Source organism: Xanthobacter luteus (assembly GCF_040049235.1).
Classification (GTDB): Bacteria; Pseudomonadota; Alphaproteobacteria; order Rhizobiales; family Xanthobacteraceae; genus Xanthobacter.
The window spans coordinates 733961-757074 of record NZ_JBDZDO010000001.1; the positions used below are offsets into that span (position 1 = coordinate 733961).

General features: G+C 69.5%; 23 protein-coding genes. 11 read left to right on the top strand and 12 right to left on the bottom strand.

Annotated elements, in window-relative coordinates; translation table 11 throughout:
• From ABLE88_RS03590 to ABLE88_RS03600, 3 genes are all read left to right on the top strand, one after another.
• Positions 1 to 966, top strand: a complete 966-nt coding sequence (locus ABLE88_RS03590) for a metal ABC transporter substrate-binding protein (RefSeq protein WP_348830090.1) — start codon at positions 1 to 3, stop codon at positions 964 to 966.
• A 101-nt stretch (positions 967 to 1067) separates the two neighbouring features.
• On the top strand, positions 1068 to 2150 hold the full coding sequence (locus ABLE88_RS03595; protein WP_348830091.1) for a CobW family GTP-binding protein: 1083 nt from the start codon (positions 1068 to 1070) through the stop codon (positions 2148 to 2150).
• Positions 2151 to 2290: 140 nt separating this feature from the next.
• On the top strand, positions 2291 to 2935 hold the full coding sequence (locus ABLE88_RS03600) for an alpha/beta hydrolase (RefSeq protein ID WP_348830092.1): 645 nt from the start codon (positions 2291 to 2293) through the stop codon (positions 2933 to 2935).
• A gap of 35 nt (positions 2936 to 2970) precedes the next feature.
• Here the strand turns inward: ABLE88_RS03600 and dxs are convergent, their stop codons facing one another.
• Together dxs and ABLE88_RS03610 are read right to left on the bottom strand one after the other, a co-directional pair.
• Complete coding sequence (gene dxs / locus ABLE88_RS03605; RefSeq protein ID WP_348830093.1) at positions 2971 to 4899, bottom strand: 1-deoxy-D-xylulose-5-phosphate synthase; 1929 nt, start codon at positions 4897 to 4899, stop codon at positions 2971 to 2973.
• A 214-nt stretch (positions 4900 to 5113) separates the two neighbouring features.
• The gene (locus tag ABLE88_RS03610; RefSeq protein WP_348830094.1) at positions 5114 to 6004 is read right to left on the bottom strand and encodes a glycosyltransferase; all 891 of its coding nucleotides are present in this window, start codon (positions 6002 to 6004) and stop codon (positions 5114 to 5116) included.
• Between the two features lie 172 nt (positions 6005 to 6176).
• Between ABLE88_RS03610 and ABLE88_RS03615 the strand changes: the two genes are divergently transcribed.
• Positions 6177 to 7487 (top strand): hypothetical protein, encoded by a 1311-nt coding sequence (locus ABLE88_RS03615; protein ID WP_348830095.1) that lies wholly within the window; start codon positions 6177 to 6179, stop codon positions 7485 to 7487.
• Positions 7484 to 8074 carry a protein-S-isoprenylcysteine O-methyltransferase gene (locus tag ABLE88_RS03620; RefSeq protein ID WP_348830096.1) on the top strand — a complete coding sequence of 197 codons (591 nt, stop codon included), beginning with the start codon at positions 7484 to 7486 and terminating at the stop codon, positions 8072 to 8074. The genes ABLE88_RS03615 and ABLE88_RS03620 overlap by 4 nt, the downstream gene beginning before the upstream one ends.
• Positions 8075 to 8234: 160 nt before the next feature.
• On the opposite strand, the gene ABLE88_RS03625 is transcribed toward ABLE88_RS03620, so the two are convergent.
• Positions 8235 to 9215: a methyltransferase domain-containing protein gene (locus tag ABLE88_RS03625; RefSeq protein WP_348830097.1), complete on the bottom strand. Its 981-nt coding sequence runs from the start codon at positions 9213 to 9215 to the stop codon at positions 8235 to 8237.
• On the opposite strand from ABLE88_RS03625, the gene ABLE88_RS03630 reads away from it, so the two are divergent.
• Positions 9202 to 9369, top strand: a complete 168-nt coding sequence (locus tag ABLE88_RS03630; protein ID WP_348830098.1) for a hypothetical protein — start codon at positions 9202 to 9204, stop codon at positions 9367 to 9369. The two genes, ABLE88_RS03625 and ABLE88_RS03630, sit on opposite strands and share 14 nt — an antisense overlap.
• A gap of 171 nt (positions 9370 to 9540) precedes the next feature.
• On the top strand, positions 9541 to 10758 hold the full coding sequence (locus ABLE88_RS03635) for an alpha/beta hydrolase family protein (protein WP_348830099.1): 1218 nt from the start codon (positions 9541 to 9543) through the stop codon (positions 10756 to 10758).
• 14 nt (positions 10759 to 10772) lie between these two features.
• Here ABLE88_RS03635 and ABLE88_RS03640 read toward each other — a convergent pair whose 3' ends face one another.
• Positions 10773 to 11042, bottom strand: a complete 270-nt coding sequence (locus ABLE88_RS03640) for an exodeoxyribonuclease VII small subunit (protein WP_348830100.1) — start codon at positions 11040 to 11042, stop codon at positions 10773 to 10775.
• A 134-nt stretch (positions 11043 to 11176) separates the two neighbouring features.
• Between ABLE88_RS03640 and ABLE88_RS03645 the strand changes: the two genes are divergently transcribed.
• The 3 genes from ABLE88_RS03645 to ABLE88_RS03655 all read left to right on the top strand — a co-directional run bounded on the left by ABLE88_RS03645 (position 11177) and on the right by ABLE88_RS03655 (position 14304).
• Complete coding sequence (locus tag ABLE88_RS03645) at positions 11177 to 12325, top strand: ATP phosphoribosyltransferase regulatory subunit (protein ID WP_348830101.1); 1149 nt, start codon at positions 11177 to 11179, stop codon at positions 12323 to 12325.
• The gene (hisG, locus tag ABLE88_RS03650; RefSeq protein ID WP_348830102.1) at positions 12322 to 13299 is read left to right on the top strand and encodes an ATP phosphoribosyltransferase; all 978 of its coding nucleotides are present in this window, start codon (positions 12322 to 12324) and stop codon (positions 13297 to 13299) included. Before ABLE88_RS03645 ends, hisG begins: the two co-directional genes overlap by 4 nt.
• A gap of 273 nt (positions 13300 to 13572) precedes the next feature.
• Entirely contained in the window at positions 13573 to 14304 is a 732-nt protein-coding gene (locus tag ABLE88_RS03655) for a cytochrome c biogenesis CcdA family protein (RefSeq protein ID WP_348830103.1), read from the top strand.
• 42 nt (positions 14305 to 14346) lie between these two features.
• On the opposite strand, the gene ABLE88_RS03660 is transcribed toward ABLE88_RS03655, so the two are convergent.
• Entirely contained in the window at positions 14347 to 14835 is a 489-nt protein-coding gene (locus ABLE88_RS03660; RefSeq protein ID WP_348830104.1) for a hypothetical protein, read from the bottom strand.
• Positions 14836 to 14916: 81 nt separating this feature from the next.
• Here ABLE88_RS03660 and ABLE88_RS03665 point away from each other — a divergent pair, with 81 nt between their 5' ends.
• Positions 14917 to 15522 carry a Crp/Fnr family transcriptional regulator gene (locus tag ABLE88_RS03665; protein ID WP_348830105.1) on the top strand — a complete coding sequence of 202 codons (606 nt, stop codon included), beginning with the start codon at positions 14917 to 14919 and terminating at the stop codon, positions 15520 to 15522.
• Between the two features lie 96 nt (positions 15523 to 15618).
• Here the strand turns inward: ABLE88_RS03665 and ABLE88_RS03670 are convergent, their stop codons facing one another.
• From ABLE88_RS03670 to ABLE88_RS03700, 7 genes are all read right to left on the bottom strand, one after another.
• Positions 15619 to 16725: a branched-chain amino acid ABC transporter substrate-binding protein gene (locus tag ABLE88_RS03670; protein WP_348830106.1), complete on the bottom strand. Its 1107-nt coding sequence runs from the start codon at positions 16723 to 16725 to the stop codon at positions 15619 to 15621.
• 242 nt (positions 16726 to 16967) lie between these two features.
• A complete protein-coding gene (locus tag ABLE88_RS03675) occupies positions 16968 to 18068 on the bottom strand; it encodes a branched-chain amino acid ABC transporter substrate-binding protein (RefSeq protein WP_348830107.1) in 1101 nt (366 codons plus the stop codon).
• A 259-nt stretch (positions 18069 to 18327) separates the two neighbouring features.
• Complete coding sequence (locus ABLE88_RS03680) at positions 18328 to 18846, bottom strand: DUF6867 family protein (protein ID WP_348830108.1); 519 nt, start codon at positions 18844 to 18846, stop codon at positions 18328 to 18330.
• On the bottom strand, positions 18846 to 19625 hold the full coding sequence (locus ABLE88_RS03685; protein ID WP_348830109.1) for an ABC transporter ATP-binding protein: 780 nt from the start codon (positions 19623 to 19625) through the stop codon (positions 18846 to 18848). The genes ABLE88_RS03680 and ABLE88_RS03685 overlap by 1 nt, the downstream gene beginning before the upstream one ends.
• A complete protein-coding gene (locus ABLE88_RS03690; protein ID WP_348830110.1) occupies positions 19622 to 20584 on the bottom strand; it encodes an ABC transporter ATP-binding protein in 963 nt (320 codons plus the stop codon). The genes ABLE88_RS03685 and ABLE88_RS03690 overlap by 4 nt, the downstream gene beginning before the upstream one ends.
• The gene (livM, locus tag ABLE88_RS03695; protein ID WP_348830111.1) at positions 20584 to 22119 is read right to left on the bottom strand and encodes a high-affinity branched-chain amino acid ABC transporter permease LivM; all 1536 of its coding nucleotides are present in this window, start codon (positions 22117 to 22119) and stop codon (positions 20584 to 20586) included. Before livM ends, ABLE88_RS03690 begins: the two co-directional genes overlap by 1 nt.
• Positions 22119 to 23036 (bottom strand): branched-chain amino acid ABC transporter permease, encoded by a 918-nt coding sequence (locus ABLE88_RS03700; protein WP_348830112.1) that lies wholly within the window; start codon positions 23034 to 23036, stop codon positions 22119 to 22121. Before ABLE88_RS03700 ends, livM begins: the two co-directional genes overlap by 1 nt.
• Positions 23037 to 23114 lie beyond the last annotated feature (78 nt).

Below are 23114 nucleotides of genomic sequence, written 5' to 3' on the forward strand. Positions count from 1 at the left end.
ATGGTCTCCCGCCGCCTCGTCCTCGCCGCGCTCGCGGCGGTCCCCCTGTTCGCCGGTCCCGCCGGCGCGCAGGAGGCGAAACTCCCGGTCGCCGCCTCGTTCTCGATCCTCGGCGACTTCGTGAAGCAGGTGGGCGGCGATCGCGTCGCCGTCTCCACCATCGTCGGCCCCAACGGCGACGCCCACGTCTACCAGCCCACCCCGGCGGACGCGAAGAACCTCGCTGCCGCCAAGGTGGTGTTCGTCAACGGCCTGGGCTTCGAGGGCTGGATGGAGCGCCTTGCCAAGGCGTCCGGCACCAAAGCGAAGATCGTCGTCGCCACCGCCGGCATCACGCCGCGCGAGATGGCGGACGAGGACGACCACGACCACGGCAAGGACAAGCACGCCCACGACAAGAAGGGCGGCAAGAAGGAGGCGCACGGCCACGACCACGGCGCCGCCGATCCGCACGCCTGGCAGTCCATCGCCAATGCCAAGATCTATGTCGCCAACATCCGCGATGCGCTGATCGCCGCCGACCCGGCGGGCAAGGACGCCTACACCGCCAATGCCGCCGCCTACACGGCCAAGCTCGACGCGCTCGACGCCGAGGTGAAGGCGGCGCTCGCCAAGATCCCGGCCGAGCAGCGCCGCATCATCACCTCGCACGACGCCTTCGGCTATTTCGGCGCCGCCTACGGGGTGGAGCTGATCTCGCCGGAGGGCGTGTCCACCGAGAGCGAGGCCTCGGCCAAGGACGTGGCGCGCATCATCCGCCAGATCAAGGCGGAGAAGATCCCCGCGGTGTTCCTCGAGAACGTCACCAATCCGCGCCTCATCGAGCGCATCGCCAAGGAGACCGGCGCCAAGATCGGCGGCGAGCTCTATACCGACGCCCTGTCCGATGACAAAGGCCCGGCAAGCACCTACATCCTGATGATACAGTCTAACGTGCGCACCCTGAGCTCGGCGCTGTCGAGCTGAGCGGCGCGCCGGAAGCGGCAAATCCGGCGGCGGGCGGGATCGCGTCTGCCGCCTTTCGGCGATCGCGGACCCCGCGGCGCCGGCAAGACCAGGTGTGAGAAATGGCCGAGACCCCGTCCGCGAAGATCCCCGTCACCGTCCTCACCGGCTATCTGGGTGCGGGCAAGACCACGCTGCTCAACCGCATCCTCTCCGAGCCGCACGGCAAGAAGTTCGCCGTCATCGTCAACGAGTTCGGCGAGATCGGCATCGACAACGACCTGGTGGTCGGCGCCGACGAGGAAGTGTTCGAGATGAACAACGGCTGCATCTGCTGCACCGTGCGCGGCGACCTCATCCGCATCATCGACGGGCTGCTGCGCAGGAAGGGCCAGTTCGACGGCATCATCGTCGAGACCACCGGCCTCGCCGACCCCGCCCCGGTGGCGCAGACCTTCTTCGTGGACGAGGAGGTGCAGGCCAAGACCAAGCTCGACGCGGTGGTCACCGTGGCCGACGCCAAGTGGCTGTCCGACCGCCTGAAGGATGCCCCCGAGGCGAAGAACCAGGTGGCGTTCGCGGACGTGATCCTCATCAACAAGACCGACCTCGTGAGCGCCGACGAGCTCGCCGAGGTGGAGGCCCGCATCCGCGGCATCAATCCCTATGCCAAGCTCTACCGCACCCAGAAATCGCAGATCGCGATCGACAAGGTGCTGAACCAGGGCGCCTTCGACCTCGACCGCATCCTGGAATTGGAGCCCGCCTTCCTCGAGGAGGACGAGGGGCACCATCACCACGACCATGAGCACGGCCCCGACTGCGGCTGCGGCCACGACCATGCCCACGATCATGGGCACGCTCACGGGAACGGGCACGCTCACGGCGGGCTCAAGCATGTCCATGACGAGGAGATGCAGTCGGTGTCGTTCGCCACCGACAAGCCGCTCGACCCGGACAAGTTCTTCCCCTGGGTCCAGGACCTGGTGGCCAAGGAAGGCGCGAACATCCTGCGCTCCAAGGGCATCCTCGCCTTCAAGGACGATCCGGACCGGTTCGTGTTCCAGGGCGTGCACATGATCCTCGATGGCGACCACCAGCGCCCCTGGAAGGACGACGAGAAGAAGCTGAGCCGCATCGTCTTCATCGGCCGCCAGCTCGATGCCAAGGCGCTGGAGGCCGGCTTCCTCTCCTGCGCGGCGTAGGGGCTACGGGTGCGGTGAGAACCGCAGCAGCGCCCTGGACGCGGACTTCGACCGACAAATCGTACCGACCTGACCTCGCGTCAGGATTGCAAGACCCCAACTGCGCGCCGATACTTTGGTGCGCAGCCTGGGGGGGCACCATGCCGCGTACAAACGAGTTCCTGATATGTTTTCGCCTGGCACGCATTGCGTGTCTCGCTGCTGCTGCGATGGCTGCGGGCCTGGTCGTCCTGACGTCGCCGGACGCCGCGGCTCAGGCCGGCAAGCCGCGCGCGACCGCGATCCTGGTGCCGGGCGCCGGTGGGGCGGTGCCATCCGATTTCCTCATCCGCAATCGCGCCGCCCTTGAGCAGAGGGGCATCGCCACGGTCGTGGCGCAGGACGGCGTGGCCGCCGCGGTGGCCCGAGCCGGTCACCCCGTGGTGGTGGTCGGCATGAGCAAGGGCACGCCGACCGCCGCGGCGGGAAGCAGCCAGGCCGACGGCCTCGTCCTTGTCTCGGGCATGCTGATGCCCGGACCGGCGCCCCTGTCCGTGAAAGCCGCGGTGGGCTCCCCTGGCGCGTTGCCGCGCACCCTCATCGTCCACAACCCCGACGATCCCTGCGCGCTGACGCCGGCATCGGGTGTGGCGCCGTTCCAGGCATGGAGCGGGCGGGCGCAGGTGGCGTGGATCCGATCGGGACCGGGCCAGGGCAAGCCCTGCGGCCCATTCTCGGGCCACGGCTTCGCCGGCAACGATGCGGCAGCGGTGGCCGCGATCGCGAACTTCATTCTGGCGCGCTAGGCGGCGCACCGCGCGCGCACAAACTGCCCCCGCCCCTACCCCGCCTTCGGCAGGCTCCGGCCGGCGCTCGCCCTAAGGCCCAGAGCCTCCACCTTCGCCACGATGGCGGCGGCGTCGAGCCCGGCCTCGGCCAATTGGCGGGCCTGGCTGTCCTGCTCGATATAGATGTCCGGCAGCACCATGGCGCGCACCTTCAGCGCGCCGGCGTCCAGCGCCCCCTCCTCGGTGAGGAGCTGGAGCACGTGGCTGCCGAAGCCGCCCACCGCGCCCTCCTCCACCGTCACCAGCGCCCCGTGCCCGGCGGCGAGCTTGAGGATCAGATCGCGGTCGAGCGGCTTGGCGAAGCGCGCGTCGGCGACGCTCACCTTGAGGCCCTGCGCCTCCAGGCGCTCGGCCGCCTCCAGGCAGGCGGCAAGCCGCGTGCCGAGGGAGAGCAGCGCCACGTCGCCGGCGCCGGTGCCGCGCACCAGGCGCCCCTTGCCGATGGGCAGGACCTGGCCCTTCTCCGGCCGCTCCGCCCCCTCGCCTTCCCCGCGCGGGAAGCGCACGGCGATGGGTCCGGCATCGTGGGCCGCCATGGTGGCCATCATGTGGGTCAGCTCCGCCTCGTCGGCGGGCGCCATCACCGCCATGCCCGGCAGGCAGGCGAGGAAGGCGACGTCGAAGGCGCCCGCATGGGTCGCCCCGTCCGCCCCCACGAGGCCGGCGCGGTCGATCACGAAGCGCACCGGCAGGCCCTGCAGCGCCACGTCGTGCACCACCTGGTCGTAGCCGCGCTGGAGGAAGGTGGAATAGAGCGCGCAGAACGGCTTGAAGCCCTCCGCCGCGAGGCCGGCGGCGAACGTCACCGCATGCTGCTCGGCGATGCCCACGTCGAAGGTGCGGTCGGGATAGACCTGCCCGAACAGATCGAGGCCGGTGCCGGACGGCATGGCGGCGGTGATCGCCACCACCTTGGGGTCGCGCTTCGCCTCGGCGATCAGGCTCTCGGCGAACACGCGGGTATAAGACGGCGCGTTGGACTTCGCCTTCACCTGCGCGCCGGTGACCACGTCGAACTTCACCACGCCGTGATACTTGTCGGCGCTCGCCTCGGCGGGGGCGTAGCCTTTGCCTTTCTGGGTCACCACATGCACCAGGATCGGCCCGGTCTTGGCGTCGCGCACGTTCTTCAGCACCGGCAGCAGGTGGTCGAGATTGTGCCCGTCGATGGGGCCGACATAATAAAAGCCCAGCTCCTCGAACAGCGTGCCGCCGGTCCAGAAGCCGCGCGCGAACTCCTCGGCCCGCTGCGCGCCGCGCTCCACGAACTTGGGCAGGTGGCCGGCGATCTGCTTGCCGATTTCCCTGAGCGAGCGGTAGGTCTGGCCGGAGATCAGCCGCGCCAGATAGGCCGACATGGCGCCCGTGGGCGGGGCGATGGACATGTCGTTGTCGTTGAGGATGACGATCAGGCGGCTGTCCATGGCGCCGGCATTGTTCATGGCCTCATAGGCCATGCCCGCCGACATGGCGCCGTCGCCGATCACGCACACCACGTTGCGCTCCTCGCCCGCGAGGTCGCGCGCCACCGCCATGCCGAGGCCGGCCGAGATGGAGGTGGAGGAATGGGCGGCGCCGAACGGGTCGTACACGCTTTCCGAGCGCCGGGTGAAGCCGGACAGGCCGCCGCCCATGCGCAAAGTGCGGATGCGATCGCGCCGGCCGGTGAGGATCTTGTGGGGATAGCACTGGTGGCCCACGTCCCAGATCAGCCGGTCGTGCGGCGTGTTGAAGACATGGTGCAGGGCGACCGTCAGCTCCACCACGCCGAGGCCCGCGCCCAGATGCCCGCCGGTCACGGAGACCGCGTCGATGGTCTCGGCGCGCAGTTCCGCGGCGAGCTGGGGCAGCTTGTCCTGGGGCAGGCGCCGCACGTCGGCGGCATCCTTGATGGTATCGAGCAACGGTGTCTTCAAGCTCACGGAACGCTCCGGGCCGGTCCGAGCCGGCAAATCGAGCCTTACACAGCTGGGAAGGCTGACGCAACGCGCAAGAGGGCGGAGGCCGCCCCGGCCCAAAATGGCGCGGCGCGGGCCGCGCGGCCCGCCGTCCCACCGCCCCGCCCGCCTCTTGCCGCATCCCCTCGCCGTCGGCAAGACAGCTTTTCCGCAATGCCCGATGAACCTCGCGGGACCCTCACGAGGGTCCCGCGGCTTTCGCGCCGAGCACGCCCGCGAGCTTGCCGGCGCGGATCATGAAGCGGTGCGGGTCGAGCAGCAGCGCCGCCAGGACGCAGCCGCCCAGCAGCACCGCCGCGTCCCGCACGCGCGAGCGGCGGCGGCGGTACTTTGCATAAAGATAGAGCTCGGAGCGCTTCTTGGCGCGGTTGACGCGAAACGTGTGGGCAAGGCTCGGCGTGCTCGCCCCGCCGCCCGCATGCACCACCCGCGCATCGGCCACGACCGTGATGGGAATGCGCCGCTCGACCAGGCGCAAGGAGAGGTCGTCGTCCTCGTGATAGAGGAAGATCGCCTCGTCGAAGCCGCCCAGCTCCAGGAAGGCCGCGCGCTCCATCATGAAGGCGGCGCCGTGGACGAAGCGGGTGCAATAGTCGCCCGCCACCTCGTTTCGGCCCAGGCGGGCGCGGCGCGGCACCGGCTCGAACACCGAGCCCTCCTTGCGCATCGCCTTGCCGTCTTCGCCGACGATGGTGGGCATGAAAACGCCCGGCGCCCCGTAGCGCCTTGCGGCCTCGAGCAGGCGCGCGAGACTGCCGGGCTCCAGCACCGCGTCGGGATTGAGGAACAGCACGTAGCGGGCGCGGGCGGCGCGCGCGCCGGCATTGCAGGCGGTGCCGAAGCCGGCATTGCGCCCCATCGCCACGAATTCGGCGGGACGGGCGAGGCCGGAGCGCCAGGCGGTGCCCTCGGGGCTCGCATTGTCGACGATCACCGCCGCGCAGCCCGCCGGCACGGACGCCACCGCGCGGCCGATCACGCCGGCGCTATTGTAGGTCACGAACACCACCGCGACCTCGCCAGCGGCGGGGGCGGCCTCGGCGGCGGGAACGGGCTTCGACGGGAACACGCGCGCGCCTTTCGCCTCCGTGGTCGGGCCTTCCCCGCGCCGCGCGGTCCCGCAAAGGCGGATCGCGCATCGCCGGCGCGGGCCGGCGCCGCACTCTCCTGCCTCCATGCCGGCGCGAATGCAAGGCCGCGCCCCATAGCCACCCGGCGCGAACTTCGCTAGAAGCCCGCCCATGTGGGATGGCGCGAGATGGCGGACCGAGCGCCGGCACCTGTTCCTGGTGCCGGGCTACGACCCGATGCCGGCGGACGGCCACCGCCGGATCTTCGAGCGGGAGCTGAAGCGGTTCCGCGAGACCTGGGGCCTCGCCGACGCCCGCTGCCTGGACGAGGCGCCACGCCCGACCCCAACCGGCGCCGCCTGGACCATCGCCGCCGAGGGCGCCGACTGGCGCACCACCGCCACCTTCGAGCTCTTGGCCTGGAACGACCTTGTTGCGGCCGACATGGCGCGCGGCCCGCTTTCCCATCTCCTCGGCTCGCTCAGGGCGCTCGCCGACATGGTGTCGAGCGGCACCCTGGCGCGCTACTTCAAGAGCAGCCCGCGCTACGGCTTCTTCTTCATCTTCACCTATGTGCTGCTGGCCTTGTTCTGGGGCGCCGGGATCGGCCTCGGCCTGCTGGCCTATGGGGCCGCCGCGCCGGCGATCGGCGCGCCGCTTGCCGGCCTGCTCGGGGCTGCGGTGGCGGTGGGCGCCGGCGCCCTGCTGATGCGCTGGCCGGGGCGCAAGCTGCGCCTCAAGCAGTCGCTCGACCTCGCCGAATTCTCGGTGGATTTCGTGCGCGGGCGGCACCCGGCGATCGACGCGCGCATGAAGGCCTTCGGCGCGCGCATCGCCGAGGTCGCGGCGGACGGCGGGGCGGAGGGCGGGCTGGACGAGATCGTGGTGGTGGGCCACAGCCTCGGGGCGATGCTCGCCGTGAGCGCGCTGGCGCACGCGATCGCGAGCGACCCCGGCTTCGGCCACGGCGTGCCGGTGCGCCTGCTCACCGTGGGCTCGACCACCGCCAAGTTCGCGCTGCATCCGGCCGGCGGCCGGCTGCGGGACGCCGCCGCGACGGTGGCGCAGGCGCGCGCCATCGGCTGGCTGGAGATCCAGGCGCGCGACGACATGGTGAGCTTCTACCGCATCAACCCGGTGACCCTGGAGGAGGCGCGGTTCGCGCCGCTGCGCACCGTGACCGGCGATTTCTCCGACCGGCCGCTGATCCGCGCCCACCCGATCCGCGACATGCTGAGCGCGGCGACCTTCGCCCGCTTCCGGCTCGACATGATGCGCCTGCACTGCCAGTACCTGCTCGCCAACGACAAGCGCGCCGGCTACGACTTCTTCGCCGTGCTGGCGAGCCCGCTGCGCTTCGACCTTCTGGCGGCGAGCGCCAACGGCCTGAAGACCTATCTCGACGCCGGCGGCGGCCTGATGCGGCCCTATGGCGCCGGCCATCCGGGGCCGTGGCGCGACCCTGATGTGAGGACCCCATGAGCCTGCTCGCCTTGTCCAAGATCGCCTGGGTCCTGGGCGTGATCTCCTGGTTCGTCCTGCGCCTGCCGTTCGAGCGCAAGGCGCGGCGCATGAAGGTGCAGGACGCGCGCCACCGCACCGCGCGGGAGATGGCGCTTTTGTCCATCTCCACCCTCGGCCTCGGCGTCATCCCGGCGGTCTATGCGGCCACCGGCTTTCCCGGCGCCCTGTCCTATGCCCCCGCGCCGGCGCAGGTTGTGGCGGGCGTCGCCGTGTTCCTGGCCGCGCTCTGGCTGTTCTGGCGCACCCATACGGCGCTCGGGCGCTACTGGTCGGTGACGCTGGAGATCAAGGACCGGCACGAACTCATCACCTCGGGCGTCTATGCCAAGGTGCGCCACCCCATGTATTCCGCCTTCTTCCTGTGGGCGCTGGCGCAGGCGCTGCTGCTGCCGAACCTGCTGGCGGGCCTGTCCGGCCTGGTGGGGTTCGGCACGCTGTTTTTCTTCCGCGTTGGCCGGGAGGAGAAGATGATGCGCGAGGCCTTCGGCGCCAAGTATGACGCCTACATGGCGCGCACCAAGCGCATCATCCCCGGCATCTATTGAGAGCCGCCCGCGCAGACCGGCAGGTGCGCTGTCCGGCAGGGCTGGGGCGCTGGCGCATGACGGGTCGACCGACGCCCGGCATCGCAGACACGCCGCATCGCCCGCGCGCCCTCGGCCCCGGGATCGATCCCTGCCGGTTCATTTTCTCAAGGCAACAGACTCAGGTGGCCTGGGAGCCGGCTTTCGCCAGGAAGTAGTAAGCATAGCAAACTTCGGGCATCAATTTCAACGCCAAGGGCCTAAAGCCGCGCTCTTCCGCCGCAATCCAGAATTCATCGATTTTGTATGATGTAAAAAACATCGCATTCTCGCGATAGTTCGAATTCTTTGCACGCATTCGGATGGAGCCGTCATCGTATCTGATTTGAATCAGAGCAACGCCGTCTGGCTTCATCAGCCGATTGGCCAAGGACAGAATTTCAAGGCCGAACGCCTTGCTGGGAAAATGCTGGAAGACGGCGACCGATAGGAAGAAATCTACAGGCTCGATGCCTGCCAAGCACGCGTCCTTGACGAGATCGATATTTGCCGGATCGACGAGAACCGGATCATAGTTCGTAAATCCCACGGATCGAAGCTGTCTCCCGCACTCGTCCAGATTGGCTTGCGAGATGTCGACGCCGTAAAACTTCTGCATCGTGGGGGCGAGCGCAACGGCATTGCTGCCTCCGCCGGGGCCCCATTCGATCATGCTCTGAGCCGGCCCCCGGCCCGCGAGCGCCAGAAGGCTTTCAAGCTCGTGCAGCCTCGTATGGCCGATCTTCAGCCACACGTCGTCGTCCGCATAGCGCCCGAAGCCGCGCCAGTGGGACTTGTCTTTGATCGTTTCGTTATTCTCACTCTCCGACCAAAACTGCGCAGCTTCCGCGGCGCGCTTCTCTTCCGACTGCGTCAGCATCACCCCAGACAGGAAAGCACCTTGGCGGCGAAGAGCACGTGTTGCGCGCCGAATCAAGTCTTGCGCCATCGACTTCCTCCAATGGGCTTGGATAAGCATACGATGTTTGATACCAAGTCGGCTTAGAATGAAAATCAGCTGATTTTTTCTTCCCGGTCCGAAAATTGGCGCTGGGATAGCATATCGCGACAATGCCAGGGGCGGCACCTGCTGCGCAAGGATGAATCGAATGGCCAGCCACATTCCTCAATCTGTGAGGGAAGAGGCGTTGCCAATCGACAACATCACGCCCGAACGCGGCAAAACAACGGGCGGGACCTTCGGCGCGGGTGCACATCGCCATCTTGTTCTTCTTCCGCGTCGGCCGGCCGGCGCAGGCGGAGCGAACAAAGCGTGACGCTGGCGCCGCGTCCGATTCGGTCCCGCTTGGTTCCTGCTGCGTGCCGGCGGCCGGAGTGGCGGCGTCCCGGAACGGGACGGCCGATGCCGCCGCCGGCAACAATGCGGCAATGGTCCGCTGCTAGCGTGGTCCGGCTCCGCCCGCCGGGAGCCTGACCGCGAGACCGTGATGTCCCTTCCCGTCCGCTTGTTCCTCGCCGCGCTCGCCGCCGCCGCGCTCGGCCTCCCGCCCGGCGCCCACGCCCAGGCGGACCGCATGATCCCGGTCACCTCCGGCGTGAGCTATGAGGAGATCGGCCGCTGGGATGCGGACCGGCTCAACGCCGTCCTCTCCACCGAGGTGCCGAAATTCTTCGGCGTCGCCCCCGCCTTCACGCCGGCGCGCAACGCCGTGCGGCTCTACCGGATCACCTATGCCTCCGTGATCCCGGAGAAGGGCAATGCGCCGACCGTGGCGAGCGGCCTGCTGGCGGTGCCGGACACCGGGGCCTCGGACTTTCCCCTGCTCTCCTACCAGCACGGCACGGTCTACGGGAAACAGCAGGTGCCCTCCTTCCCCGAGCAGTCGCCGGAGACGCAGCTCGCCCTCGCCCAGTTCGCCGGACAAGGCTATATCGTCGTCGGCGCCGACTATTTCGGCCTCGGCACGTCGAGCGCGCGCGAAGGCTATCTGGTGAAGGAGAGCCAGCAGCAGTCCGCCTACGACATGCTGATGGCGGCCCGCGCGGTGCTCGCCCACCTGAAGCTCACCAGCTCCAAGCTGGTGCTGGGCGGCTGGTCGCAGGGCGGGTTCGTCACCATGGCGCTGTTGGAGAAGCTGGAGCGGGCGGGCGTTCCGGTCGCGGGTGCGGCCACCGCCAGCGCGCCGTTCGACGGCTTCGCCACCCTGAGCGGCTTCCTCGACTTCCCGCGGCCGAACGATGCCGACTGGGTGTCGACCTTGTTCATCCTCACCGCATTCTCGTTCGAGAATTATTACGGCCTGCCGGGCCTCGCCCGCGCTTTGCTGCGGGAGGAGGTCTACGCGCTCGCCCTCAAGGCCTATGAGCGCCAGCCGGTGGATGCCGCGCAGATCCCCACCGACCTCCACAAGCTCATCAACCCGGCCTTCTTCGACCCGCGCGCGTTCGCCGCCTCGGCCTATGGCCGCCTGCTGCGCGACCGGACCACCGCCTATCGCTGGGTCATCGGCTCGCCGGTGCGCAATTATTTCGGCGCCAAGGACGAGGTCATCACCGAGGGCCAGGGCCAGCTCGCCATGACCTATCAGCGCGCCATGGGCAGCGGGAACACCCGGGTCGAGGCCATATCCACCGGCGCCACCGACCATCGCGGCACCTATGCCACGGCGGCGCCGCTGTGGAAGGCGTGGTTCGACGGCCTGTGAGCGCCCCGACCCCGCTACCCCTCCGGGTCGAGGGGGGTGGTGCCGGCGGGGCGGCCGTCGGCGTCGCGGGTAATGGTGGCGACGCGCGCCTCCGCCTGCGCGAGCAAGGCCTCGCAGCGTTTCTTGAGCGCCTCGCCGCGCTCGTAGATGGTGATGGACTGCTCCAGCGGCACATTGCCCCGCTCCAGCGCGGCGACGATGGATTCGAGCTCGGCCAGCGCCTCCTCGAAGCTCATCTTCGCCACCTCCGGCGCGCTTGAAGCGCCTGTCGTCGTCTCGGCCATGTGCGCCTCGTCCGCGTCGCGGGTGATTCCCCGGCCCCACCATAGCCGAGGAGCCCGCGCGCCTTAAGGGCGGGCCGGGGTGGCTAGCGGGCTTCGGCTTTGCTAGAAGCCGCGCGACCATGGAAGAAACGCTCATGCCCAAAGCGGCACCGACCATCGCTGCGCGCGACCCCCGCGCGCTGGAGGAAGCCCTGCTCGCCCGCTTCGAGGCGGCGGGCTTTTCCCATCTCGATCCGCCCGTGCTCCAGCCGGCGGACGTGTTCCTCGACCTGTCGGGCGAGAGCATCCGCCGGCGCATGTATCTGACGGTGGACGCCGAGGGCCGCGAACTGTGCCTGAGGCCCGACCTCACCATTCCCGTGGCGCGCGCGATCCTGGCGGCTCAGGCCGCCGTGCCGGCGGCGGTGAGCTATCTCGGCCCGGTGTTCCGGTTCCGCGGCGAAGGCTCCGGCGAGTTCCGCCAGGCCGGGGTGGAATCCTTCGGCCGTACCGACGTCGCCGCCGCCGACGCCGACATCCTCGCGCTCGGCCTCGACGCCTGCGCGCTCTATGGCCTGCCGGAGCCGCTGATCCGGCTCGGCGACGTGGGCCTGTTCGCGGCGCTGCTCGACGCGCTGCCGCTCGCCCCCGCCATGCGCCGCCGCCTGCTCAAGGATTTCGGCCAGAGCCGGCTCGACGTCGACCTCTCCCGCGTGGGCGCGCCGGCCCCCGAGGCGGCAAGCACCCATTCCGGCGTGCTCGCCGCGCTCACCGGCGCCGACCCCGAGGCGGCGCGCGCGCTGATCACCGATCTGCTCTCCATCGCCGGCATCTCCACCGTGGGCGGGCGCTCGGTGTCCGAGATCGCCGCCCGCTTCCTGGAGCAGGCGGCGCTGGAGAGCGGCGCGGGCCTCTCCAGCGAAGCCGGCGCGGTGCTCAAGCGCTACCTCGCCATCGCCGGCGACCCCGACGGCGCCTCCGCCGCCATGCGCGCGCTGGCGCGGGAGGCCGGCCTCGACCTTTCCCGCCCGCTCGATCTGTTCGACGCCCGTGCGGGCTTCCTCAGCGCGCACGGCGTGAACCTCGCCGCGGTGCGCTTTTCCACCGCCTTCGGGCGGCCGCTCGATTATTACAGCGGCATGGTGTTCGAGCTGCACGCGCCGACCGGGCACGGGCTCGGCCCGCTGGTGGCGGGCGGGCGCTACGACCGTCTGCTCTCGCGCCTTGGGGCGCCGTCCTGCGTGCCGGCGGTCGGGCTCGCGGCCTGGGTGGAGCGCCTGGCGATGGTGGGGGGTGCGCGATGAGCGGCAAGCTGATCCTCGCGGTGCCCTCCAAGGGCCGGCTGCAGGACAATGTCCACGCCTTCTTCGCCCGCGCCGGCATGCCCTTGTTGCAGGCGCGCGGCGCCCGCGACTATCGCGGCGCGCTCGGCGGGGTGGAGGACGTGGAGGTGGCCTACCTCTCGGCCTCCGAAATCGCCGCCGCCCTCGCCTCCGGCGCCGCCCATCTGGGTGTCACCGGCGAGGATCTGGTGCGCGAGAACATCCTCGATGCCGACCAGAAGGTGGCGCTGCTGGAAGGCCTCGGCTTCGGCCAGGCCAACGTGGTGGTGGCGGTGCCGCAGGCCTGGATCGACGTCAATTCCATGGACGACCTCGACGACGTGGCCGGCCATTTCCACGGCCGCACCGGCCGGCGCATCCGCGTCGCCACCAAATACGTCAACCTCACGCGCGGCTTCTTCGCCCGCCACGGCATCGTCGACTACCGCATCGTCGAGAGCGCGGGCGCGACCGAGGGCACGCCCGCCGCCGGCACCGCCGAGCTGATCGTCGACATCACCACCACCGGCGCGACGCTCGCCGCCAACGCGCTCAAGGTGGTGGACGACGGCGTGATCCTGAAGTCCGAGGCCAACCTCGTGGCCTCGCTCTCGGCGCCCTGGACCGGCGCGGCGCGCGCCGCCGCGGCGGTGATGTTCGACCGCATGGCGGCCGAGAAGCGCGCCCGCACCATGCGCGAGGTGCGCACCCGCTTCGCCAGCTGCGACGGCTCGCTGGTGGACCAGGCGGTGGCGCGCTTCCGCTGCATCGCGCCGTTCGGCGGGCCCACCTCCTCGGGCATGCTGACCTTGCACTGCCCGCCGGACACCTTGCACGGCCTCGCCAGCTTCCTGCGCGCGCGCGGCGCGAGCATGGTGACCGTGGGCGCCATCGACTACGTCTTCTCCACCGAGAACCCGCTGTTCGCGGCGCTGGAGGCGCGGCTCGGCGCCTGAGCGCGCGAGCGCGCCTTGGATACCTGAGCGCGCGCGGCGCGCCGGAGCGCGGCCTCACAAGGCGGAGAGCGCGGCGACGTGCGCCTTGCGGGGGCGCCCTTCGGCGCTCACAAGGAGCGCGGCCCGGCTAGAGCGCGATCCGCCTCCATGCGGAACCACCACGTGGTTCCCCATGGGCGGTGAATCGCCCTCTACCTGTTGAACAGAGCTGGCGCCGCCGCTTCAAAGGGCAGCCCACGAAGGGCGCCCGCAAGGGATTGCCACCAGGTTTCCATGGCCGACGTCACCCTCCCCGCCGCCTTCCTCGCCGGCTTCGTGAGCTTCGCCTCGCCCTGCGTGCTGCCTCTGGTGCCGCCCTATCTTGCCTATCTCGGCGGCGCGACGCTGGACGAGCTCGCCGGCGAGGAGCCGGTGAAGGCGGTGGCACGGCGCGCCATGCTGGGGGCTTTGCTGTTCGTCGCCGGCTTCTCGGTGGTGTTCGTGGCGCTCGGCGCCGGCGCTTCCGCCATCGGCGACCTGCTGCGCGCCCATCTCGACACGCTCTCCATCATCGCCGGGCTCGCCATCGTGGTGATGGGGCTCAACTTCCTCGGCGTGTTCCGCATCCATCTCCTGCACCGCACCGCGCGGGCGAACGTGCGCGCGCCGGCCGGCATGTGGGGCGCCTTCGTGATGGGCCTCGCCTTCGCCTTCGGCTGGACCCCGTGCCTCGGCCCGGTGCTGGGGGCGATCCTGGCGGTGGCGGGCTCGGAGGCGACCGTCTCCAAGGGGGCGATGCTGCTCGCGGTCTATTCGCTCGGCCTCGGCGTGCCGTTCCTGGTGGCGGCCATGGCGGTGCGCCCGTTCCTCGCCGGCATCAAGCGCATGCGCCGCTTCCTGCCGGTCATCGAGAAGACCATGGGCGCGCTGCTGGTGCTCACCGGCATCGCCTTCATGTCCGGCTGGATCGCCCATGCGAGCTACTGGCTGATCGAGACCTTCCCGGCGCTCTCCACCATCGGCTGAGGCGCGGCCGGGCAATCACCCTGCGCCCCGCGGCTTCGGCGCCTATTTGATGCGGTAGCCTGCGTGGCAGCCGACGCAGGCGCCGGTGACGGCGGCGAGCGCGGAGAAGACGGGCGCCATCTCGCCGGTCGCCGCGGCGTCGGTGGTGACAAGGGCGAGCCGGCTCGCCGCCTTGTGCATGGCCGAGCCGGCGTCCTGCATCCCTGGCGGCATGAACCGCGCGACCTCATGGGCCCCGTGGAGCCCGAGAGACGAAAAGCCGAGGCGCGTCTCGGCGATCCGCGCGGCGACGTCCATCTGCCCCGTGCCGAGATGCGCCTGGATCTCCTGGAGCGCCGCCAAATGATCGCGCATGTTGGCGAGCATGTGCTGCGCGAGAGGCTGGGGCATAGGCACCAACGCGCGCGGGTCTGAGGCGGCCGCCGGAGCGGCGTGGGCCGCGGGCCCGTTGGCGTGATCGAGCGGCGCTTGCGCGGCGGCCATGGCGCAGAGCAGGGCGAGGCTCCCGACCGCGAAGAGGACTCGGCGCATGAAAGGTCTCCGCTCTTTCGGCGCACCCTAGCCCGGCGCCCGGCCTCCCCCTATGATCGCGATCATAGGGGGGATGTCGCCATGGAATGCCTCGACCTCCTCGCCCTGTTCGACGCCGCGGTCGGCGGCGCCGGCGTGGAGAAGTCCTACAAGAGGGGCGAAGCGCTGTTCCGGCGCGGCGATCGCCCGCAATCCATGTTCTTCATCCTCGCCGGGGAAGCGCGGCTCGTGCGCGGCTCGCCGACCGGGATGGAGGTGGTCTTCCAGCGGACGGCCCAGGGGTTCCTGGCCGAGGCGAGCCTCGATCAGGCCGCCTATCACTGTGACGCGATGGCGGCCATCGGCACCCGCGCCTGGGTGGTTCCCCTGACGAAATTTCGCGCGGCGCTCGCCCTGCCGGAGGTGCGCGAGGTGTGGCTGCGCCATCTGAGCAACGAGCTCAGGCGGGTCCGCGCGCACGCGGAACGCCTCGCGCTGCGCGCCGCTCGGGACCGGATCCTCCATTTCATCGAGACCGAGGGCCGCGGCGGCAGGCTTGTCCTGTCGCAGTCCAAGAAGAGTTGGGCCGCGGAGCTCGGGCTGACGCACGAGGCCCTCTATCGGACGCTCGGTGTGATGGTGCGGTCCGGGCTTCTCGAGATGTCCGGCACCTGCCTGCGGATCCGGCCCTCGCCGGAGCGGCCGTAACCTGCCGGGCCGCCGGATGCGCGCGGCTGGTCTTGCCTGGTCCGGCAACGGCTCCGGACCGGAAGCGGACCGGAGCCGCAGCCCCGGCCGGGCTCATCACAACGGCGTGTAGGCCCCGTCCTTCCAGACATAGACGATGTAGTCGAGCTTGGTGATGTCGCCCTTGGCGTCGAAGGAGAGCGGCCCCAGCACGGTGTCGAACACCTTTCCGGAGTGCATCGCCTGCGCCACCTTCTGCGGGTCGAGCGACTTCGCCGCCTCGGCCGCCTGCTTCATCACCTGCATGGCGGCGTAGGCATAGAGCACGTAGCCTTCCGCATCGATGCCCTTCTGCTTGAACTTCGCGACGGTCGCGGCCGCCGCCGGATTCTTGCGCGGATCGGGGCCGAAGGTCATCAGCGTGCCCTCGGCGCCCGGGCCGGCGACGCTCCAGAACTCCTTGTCGGTGATCGCGTCCCCACCCATGAGGACGGTCTTCATGCCCTGGTCGCGCATCTGGCGCACGATCAGGCCCGCCTCCGGATGCAGGCCGCCGAAATAGACCAGATCCACTCCGGCCGCCTTCATCTTGGAGACCAGGGCGGAATAGTCCTTCTCGCCGGGATTGATGCCCTCGTAGAGCGCCTCCTTGAGGCCATCCTTGTTCATGGCCTTCAGCGTCTCGTCGGCGAGGCCCTTGCCGTAGGGCGACTTGTCGTGCACCACGGCGACCTTCTGGCCCTTGTGGTTGGCGGCAATGTAGGCGCCGGCCACCGAGCCCTGCTGATCGTCGCGGCCGCAGGTGCGGAAAGTGTTCCACAGCTTGCGCTCGGTGAAGACCGGATTGGTGGAGGCGGGCGAAATCTGCAGCACGCCCGCATCCTGGTAGTCCTGCGAGGCGGCGATGGAGATGCCCGAATTGATGTGCCCCACCACGAACTTTGCCCCGTCGGTGATGAGCTTGTTGGCCGCCGCGACGCCCTGCTCGGGCTTGCCGCCGTCGTCGGCGACCATGAGTTCGATCTTCTGGCCGAGGATGCCGCCTTCCGCGTTGATGTCGGCGACCGCCGCCTCCACGCCGCTGCGCATCTGGGCGCCGAAGGCGGCGATGCTGCCGGTGAACGGCCCGGCGGCGGCGATCTTCACCTGAGCGAGCGCCGGCGTGACCACGCCGGCGCACAGGCCCGCGCCGATGGCGAGCAAGGCAAGCTTGAGCTTCGTCATCTGGTACCCCTCGAATGTGCGGCCGATTGTTCGGCCTGCCGCTTATGGTGCCTAGCGCCTATGCCATGAGCGGCAGGCGGCTTCAACGCCAAGCAAGCGGCGTGCCTCGCCCGGGCGCGGATCGATGCATTCGGGGGAAAGGGGCCGGGGCGGCGGCTGGGCAGGCCCCGGGGCCTGGACGCAAAGGGTCGAGCGCCGAAGGCGCGCGGCGCTTGCGCCGCGCGCCTTCGATGCGCCTTGGATCAGAGCTGTTCGTAGGTGCCGTTCTTCCAGACATAGACCACGTAGTCGAGCTTGGTGATGTCGCCCTTCTTGTCGAAGGAGAGCGGGCCGAGCACGGTCTCGAACGTCATGCCGGAATGGATCTTCTCGGCCACCTTCTTCGGGTCGAGGGATTTGGCCGCCTCGGCCGCCTGCTTGATGATCTGCACCGCGGCATAGGAATAGAGCACATAGCCTTCCGGATCGATGCCCTTGGCCTTGAACGCGTCCACGATCTTGGCCGCCGCCGGGTTCTTGCGCGGGTCGGTCCCGAAGGTGGTGAGCGTGCCGGTGGCGCCGTCGCCGGCAATGGCCCAGAACTCCTTGTCGATCATGCCGTCGCCGCCCATCAGGACGGTCTTCATGCCCTGGTCGCGCATCTGCCGCACGATCAGGCCGGCCTCGGGATACAGGCCGCCAAAATAGACCATGTCGGCGCCGGTCGCCTTGATCTTCGAGACCAGGGCCGAATAGTCCTTCTCCTTCGGGTTGACGCCCTCGTACATCACTTCCTTCATGCCGCCCTTGTTGATGCCCTTCTGGGTCTCGTCCGCGAGGCCCTTGCCGTAGGGCGTCTTGTCATGGACGATGGCGACCTTCTTGCCCTTGTAGTTCTTCAGGATGTACGCGGCGGCCACCGCGCCCTGCTGGTCGTCACGGCCGCAGGTGCGGAACGTGTTCCACATCTTGCGGTCGGTGAAAGTCGGGTTGGTGGAGGCCGGGCTGATCTGGAGGACGCCGCCCTCCTCATAATCCTGCGAGGCGGGGATGGAGACACCGGAATTGTAGTGCCCGACCACGAACTTGGCGCCGTCGGTGATGAGCTTGTTGGCGGCCGCCTTGCCCTGCTCGGGCTTGCCGCCGTCGTCGCCCACCAGGAATTCCACCTTCTGGCCGAGGATGCCGCCCGCCGCATTGATGTCGGCGATCGCCGCTTCGGTGCCGTTCTTCAGCTGGGCGCCCACCGCGGCGAGCTCGCCGGTGATGGGGGCGGCCACCGCGATCTTGACCTGCGCCTGGGCCTGGGCGCCAAAGGCAAGGCCGGCGCCAAGGGCCAGCGACGCCAACAAGAGCTTCTTCATCACAACCTCTCCCCTTCTGCGGGTTCCGGCGCGCAAGGTCCGGTCCCTGGAAACAGTAGCACGCGCAATGCGGGAACGCGCCGAACCCCCTGCCGTGCCGGGCGCCGCGAGGCCGGCGCGTGCCGTTGCGCGCATTGTGCGCAAAATCGCGACTCTGTCGATGGTTCGGGCACCAGAACCGGGTCGGCCCATGGCGCATCGCCCGAGCGGTTCACCATGGGCAGTGCAGGCGTCTTTGTTCGATCAACAGGCGGGCGTTTCACCGACCAGAGGGGTCGCGGCGCGGCTCCCTCTGGTCCGCTCGCGCTCCAAGCTCGTCGGTCGGGACCACATCGCGCGCCGCGCCGCGGGCGCGCCAGGAAAACCGGCCGTCGGGCTCGAACATCCAGCCGTATTGCGTGGTCATCTGGCGCCGGCGCACGAAGCGGAAGCCCAGCGCCGCCACCGCCATCAGCAGCACGAATTCCAGGGCGAAATGCTGGAGCGAGAACATGGTGTCGTCGAACAGCGCGAAGTGACAGAAGCGCACCGCGAAGGCGAGCAGCACCACATAGGCGACGAGGTGCCAGAACGAGCCCCAGCCGCGCGCCACCGCCTGTCCGGTGCGCCATGCGGCGGAGCCGCCGAGGATCAGGCTGACGAGGATGAAGTCGGCCGCCGAGGTCTCCATCAGCAGGCTCGGCCACACCACCAGCGCGCCCGCCAGCGCCAGCAGCGCCGCAATCGGCGCCACCAGCATGGGCGCGGAGGGGCGACCCGGATTGCGCACGACCGCCATCAGCGCCCCCCCTCCAGATAGGCCGCGCGCACCTCGGGCCGCGCGAGCAGCTCGGCGCCGGTGCCGGACATGGTGACGAGCCCGTTCACCATCACATAGGCGCGGTGGGCGAGCTTCAAAGCGTGGAAGGCGTTCTGCTCCACCAGGAACACGGTGAGCCCGCGCTCGGCATTGAGCGCGCGGATCACGTCGAAGATCTGCCGCGCCACCAGCGGCGCGAGGCCGAGCGAGGGCTCGTCCAGCAGCAGGAGGCGCGGGCGGCCCATGAGCGCGCGGGCGATGGAGAGCATCTGCTGCTCGCCGCCCGACAGCGTGCCGCCGCGCTGGCCGATGCGCTCCTTGAGGCGCGGGAACAGCTCGAACATGGCGGCGAGGTCCTCCTCGAAATGCGCGCCGCCGTCCAGCGACGCGCCCATCTGGAGGTTCTCGTACACGCTCATGCGCGGGAAGATGCGCCGCCCCTCCGGCGACTGGGCGATCTTGAGGCGCATGATCTCGTGGGTGGGCAGGCGGGTGATGTCCTGCCCGTCGAACAGGACCCGACCGTCCCGCGCCCGCGGCGCGCCGCAGATCGTCATCATCAGCGTGGACTTGCCGGCGCCGTTGGCGCCGATCAGGGCGACGATCTCGCCCTCGCTCACCTCCACGTCGACGCCCTTGAGGGCGATGATGTTGCCGTAGAAGGCGGTGACGCCCTCCACCTTCAGCAGCGCCGGGCGCGCGGCAGCGGCCCCGGCGCGCGGGGCGGCGAGGTCCTGCGGGACGGAGGGGGCGCTCATGGATTGGCCTCCGCGCTGAGCGCCTTGGTGGCCTTCGCCTCGGCCACCGCCTCCTCCTCGTCGTCGACGCCGAGATAGGAGGCGATGACCCGCGGGTCGTGGCGCACCTCGTCGGGGGTGCCGTCGGCGATCTTGCCGCCATATTCCAGCACCACCACGTGGTCGGAAATCTCCATCACCACGCTCATGTCGTGCTCGATCAGCAGCACCGAGGTCGCGTGCTCGGCACGGATCGACAGCAGCAGCGCGTTGAGCGCCGCCGACTCGCGCGGGTTGAGGCCGGCGGCGGGCTCGTCGAGGCACAGCAGCACCGGCTCGGTGCACATGGCGCGGGCGATCTCGAGCCGGCGCTGGTCGCCATAAGCGAGGTCTCCCGCCGGGTCGTCGGCGCGATGCACCAAATGGGTCTTCTCGAGCCAATAGACGGCGCGCTCCACCGCCACCTTCTGCTTGCGCCGCCAGGAGGGCAGGCCGATGAGCGCGGCGGGGCTCAGCAGGCCGGCGTCGGACAGCGACATGTGCTGCGCCACCAGCAGGTTCTCCAGCACCGTCATGCCGGAGAACAGGCGGATGTTCTGGAACGTGCGCGCCACCCGCGCCCACGAGGCCACCTTGTGGTCCGGCAGGCGCTCCAAGAGATAGACCGCGCCCTTGGCGGTGCGCGCCCAGGCCTCGCCGGCGGCGGTCACCGCGGTGAGTTCGGTCGCGCTCACCGGGCCGCCGTGGTTCATGGCGAGGCGGCCGGCGGAGGGCTTGTAGAAGCCGGTGATGCAGTTGAACACCGTGGTCTTGCCGGCGCCGTTGGGGCCGATGACCGCGGTGACGTCGCCGCGGCCGGCGCGGAACGACACGTCGTTGACGGCGATCAGCCCGCCAAAGCGCATGGACAGGTGGTCGACCACCAGGATGGGATCGGCGTCCCAGGAGCGCGCGGAAGGAGCGGCGGGCGCGGCGCACATCAGCCGTGGCCCTCCTTCACGAGGCTGCCGGAGACCGATTTGCGCTCCTTCAGGAAGACCGTAGGCATGCGGTTGGCCACCAGCCCGCGCGGGCGCCACACCATCACCGCCACCATGGCGAAGCCGAAGATCAGCATGCGGTAGAGGGTGGGGTCGAAATCGGGGCCGAACAGCCACGCGCTCTTCAGGAACGAAAGGTTACGCAGCATCTCCATGCCGCCGATGAGCAGGATCGCGGCTGCCGCCACCCCCATCTGCGAGCCCATGCCGCCGAGCACGACGATGGCGAGGATCACCGCCGATTCCATGAAGGTGAAGCTCTCGGGCGAGACGAAGCGCACCCGGACCGCGAAGAACGCGCCGGCGAAGCCGCCGAACATGGCGCCGATGGCGAAGGCGGTGAGCTTGGTCAGCGTGGTGTTGATGCCGAGCGAGCGGCAGGCGATCTCGTCCTCGCGCAGCGCCTCCCAGGCGCGCCCCACCGGCATCTTGCGCAGCCGCACGGTGACGAGGGCGGTGAGCGCGGCGAGCCCGAGGATGACGAAGTAAAGAAAGATCATCCGGTGCATGGAATCGTAGGTGAGGCCGAAGGTCTCGGCGAAGCCGCCCTCCCCCGACGTGAACGGCATGCCGAAGAAGGTGATGGGCGGGATCGAGGCGATGCCCGCCCCGCCATTGGTCAGCGACACCCAGTTGATGAGCACCAGGCGGATGATCTCGCCGAACGCCAGCGTGACGATGGCGAGGTAGTCGCCGCGAAGGCGCAGCACCGGGAAGCCGAGGATCACCCCCCAGAAGGCGGCGAGCAGGCCGGAGAGCGGCAGGCACACCCAGAACGACCACGCCTTCCAGAAGTCGTCGCCCAGATGGCCGGCGAGGAAGTCGTTGATCGGCACCGAGGTGGACAGCAGCGCGAAGGTGTAGGCGCCGACCGCGTAGAAGGCGACATAGCCGAGGTCGAGCAGGCCGGCGAGGCCCACCACGATGTTGAGGCCCCAGCCCAGCATCACATAAGTGAGGATGTAGATGCCGAGGTCGATCCAGTAGCGGCTCGGCCCGAGCCCGCCCACCAGCGTCACCGCGATCAGCGGATAGGCGATGGCGATGCCGAAGAAGGCTGGCTTCACCAATGACGAGAGCGCGGCGCCGAGCCGCGGCCAGGGGCTGGCGACCGCCTCGGCCTCGGCCACGCTCGCGGGGGGCACCCGCGCCACGCGCCGGGACGCGCCCCGCTCGCGCCAGACGGTGAGGTTGAGCACCAGGCGCCCCGCCGTGACCACCAGGGCGAACACCCCCACGAGGCCGAAGCGGTAGTCCAGCATGAGCGAGCCGGTGCCGGATTCCGTGGCGTGGAAACCCACCAGCGGCAGCAGGACGAAGAAGGTGAGCAGGCCGCTCGCCAGCGCGTCCCCCGCCGCGCGCTTGAGGCGCGGCGCCTCGCGCCGCGCCGGCCGCCCGACGGGCGGCCCGGCTGCGGAGCCGGAGGAATTCAGGAGACCGGGATCTTGAACGTCCACCGGGCCCGCAGACGCCATCACACCTTCTCCACTTCCGGCCGGCCGAGCAGGCCCTGGGGCATGAAGATGAGCACCACGACGAGGATGGAGAACGCCGCCACATCCTTGTATTCGATAGAGAAATAAGCCGACCAGAAGGTCTCGATGAGGCCGATCAGCAGCCCGCCCAGCACCGCGCCCGGCAGCGAGCCGATGCCGCCCAGCACCGCCGCGGTGAAGGCCTTCACGCCCGGCACGAAGCCGTCCGCGAAGTTCACGACGCCATAATACATGAGGTACATCACCCCGGCGACGGCGGCGAGCGCGGCGCCGATCACGAAGGTGAGCGAGATCGTGCGGTCGACGTTCACGCCCAGCAGCGCCGCCATCTTGCGGTCCTGCTCGCAGGCGCGCTGGGCGCGGCCGAGCGAGGTCTTCTGCACCAGCCACCAGAACACCACGAGCAGGCCGGCGGTCACCGCCATGATGATCACCTGCTTGTAGGCCAGCGTCACCTGGTAGCCGTCGCGCTCCATCAGCACGATCACGTCGGTGACCATGGGCGGGATCGGCTTGTTGCGCGGGCCCTGGGCCACCTGCACGAAGTTCGACAGGAAGATCGACATGCCGATGGCGGAGATCATGGGCGCGAGACGGAACGAGCCGCGCAGCGGCCGGTAGGCGACGCGCTCGATGGTCCAGCTCACCAGCCCGGTGAAGATCATCGCCACCACCAGGGTGATGGCGAGGATGAGGAAGATCGAGCTCATGCCGAGCACGGTGGTCAGCAGCAGGATGCAGATCAGGCCGGTGAAGGCGCTGACCATGAAGACGTCGCCGTGGGCGAAATTCACCATGCCGATGATGCCGAACACCATGGTGTAGCCGATGGCGATCAGGCCGTAGATGGACCCGAGCGTGAGTCCGTTAATGAGCTGCTGGACGAAGATTTCCATCCGCCGCTTGACCCCTCTGATTCTGGTTCGCCTACGATTTCATCGTGCCCTGGGATTGGGCTTGGCTTTTTCATGTCA

Excerpts from the sequence above, each read along its gene's own strand:
- ABLE88_RS03620 (WP_348830096.1), top strand. The coding sequence starts at position 7,484 with ATGAGCCTGCTCGCCTTGTCCAAGATCGCCTGGGTCCTGGGCGTGATC.
- ABLE88_RS03625 (WP_348830097.1), bottom strand. The coding sequence starts at position 9,215 with ATGTGGCTGGCCATTCGATTCATCCTTGCGCAGCAGGTGCCGCCCCTG.
- ABLE88_RS03595 (WP_348830091.1), top strand. The coding sequence starts at position 1,068 with ATGGCCGAGACCCCGTCCGCGAAGATCCCCGTCACCGTCCTCACCGGC.
- hisG (WP_348830102.1), top strand. The coding sequence starts at position 12,322 with ATGAGCGGCAAGCTGATCCTCGCGGTGCCCTCCAAGGGCCGGCTGCAG.
- ABLE88_RS03635 (WP_348830099.1), top strand. The coding sequence starts at position 9,541 with ATGTCCCTTCCCGTCCGCTTGTTCCTCGCCGCGCTCGCCGCCGCCGCG.
- ABLE88_RS03630 (WP_348830098.1), top strand. The coding sequence starts at position 9,202 with ATGGCCAGCCACATTCCTCAATCTGTGAGGGAAGAGGCGTTGCCAATC.
- livM (WP_348830111.1), bottom strand. The coding sequence starts at position 22,119 with ATGGCGTCTGCGGGCCCGGTGGACGTTCAAGATCCCGGTCTCCTGAAT.
- ABLE88_RS03645 (WP_348830101.1), top strand. The coding sequence starts at position 11,177 with ATGCCCAAAGCGGCACCGACCATCGCTGCGCGCGACCCCCGCGCGCTG.
- ABLE88_RS03690 (WP_348830110.1), bottom strand. The coding sequence starts at position 20,584 with ATGTGCGCCGCGCCCGCCGCTCCTTCCGCGCGCTCCTGGGACGCCGAT.
- ABLE88_RS03700 (WP_348830112.1), bottom strand. The coding sequence starts at position 23,036 with ATGGAAATCTTCGTCCAGCAGCTCATTAACGGACTCACGCTCGGGTCC.
- ABLE88_RS03590 (WP_348830090.1), top strand. The coding sequence starts at position 1 with ATGGTCTCCCGCCGCCTCGTCCTCGCCGCGCTCGCGGCGGTCCCCCTG.
- ABLE88_RS03615 (WP_348830095.1), top strand. The coding sequence starts at position 6,177 with ATGTGGGATGGCGCGAGATGGCGGACCGAGCGCCGGCACCTGTTCCTG.
- ABLE88_RS03655 (WP_348830103.1), top strand. The coding sequence starts at position 13,573 with ATGGCCGACGTCACCCTCCCCGCCGCCTTCCTCGCCGGCTTCGTGAGC.
- ABLE88_RS03685 (WP_348830109.1), bottom strand. The coding sequence starts at position 19,625 with ATGAGCGCCCCCTCCGTCCCGCAGGACCTCGCCGCCCCGCGCGCCGGG.
- ABLE88_RS03680 (WP_348830108.1), bottom strand. The coding sequence starts at position 18,846 with ATGGCGGTCGTGCGCAATCCGGGTCGCCCCTCCGCGCCCATGCTGGTG.
- ABLE88_RS03670 (WP_348830106.1), bottom strand. The coding sequence starts at position 16,725 with ATGACGAAGCTCAAGCTTGCCTTGCTCGCCATCGGCGCGGGCCTGTGC.
- ABLE88_RS03675 (WP_348830107.1), bottom strand. The coding sequence starts at position 18,068 with ATGAAGAAGCTCTTGTTGGCGTCGCTGGCCCTTGGCGCCGGCCTTGCC.
- ABLE88_RS03640 (WP_348830100.1), bottom strand. The coding sequence starts at position 11,042 with ATGGCCGAGACGACGACAGGCGCTTCAAGCGCGCCGGAGGTGGCGAAG.
- ABLE88_RS03600 (WP_348830092.1), top strand. The coding sequence starts at position 2,291 with ATGCCGCGTACAAACGAGTTCCTGATATGTTTTCGCCTGGCACGCATT.
- ABLE88_RS03665 (WP_348830105.1), top strand. The coding sequence starts at position 14,917 with ATGGAATGCCTCGACCTCCTCGCCCTGTTCGACGCCGCGGTCGGCGGC.
- ABLE88_RS03660 (WP_348830104.1), bottom strand. The coding sequence starts at position 14,835 with ATGCGCCGAGTCCTCTTCGCGGTCGGGAGCCTCGCCCTGCTCTGCGCC.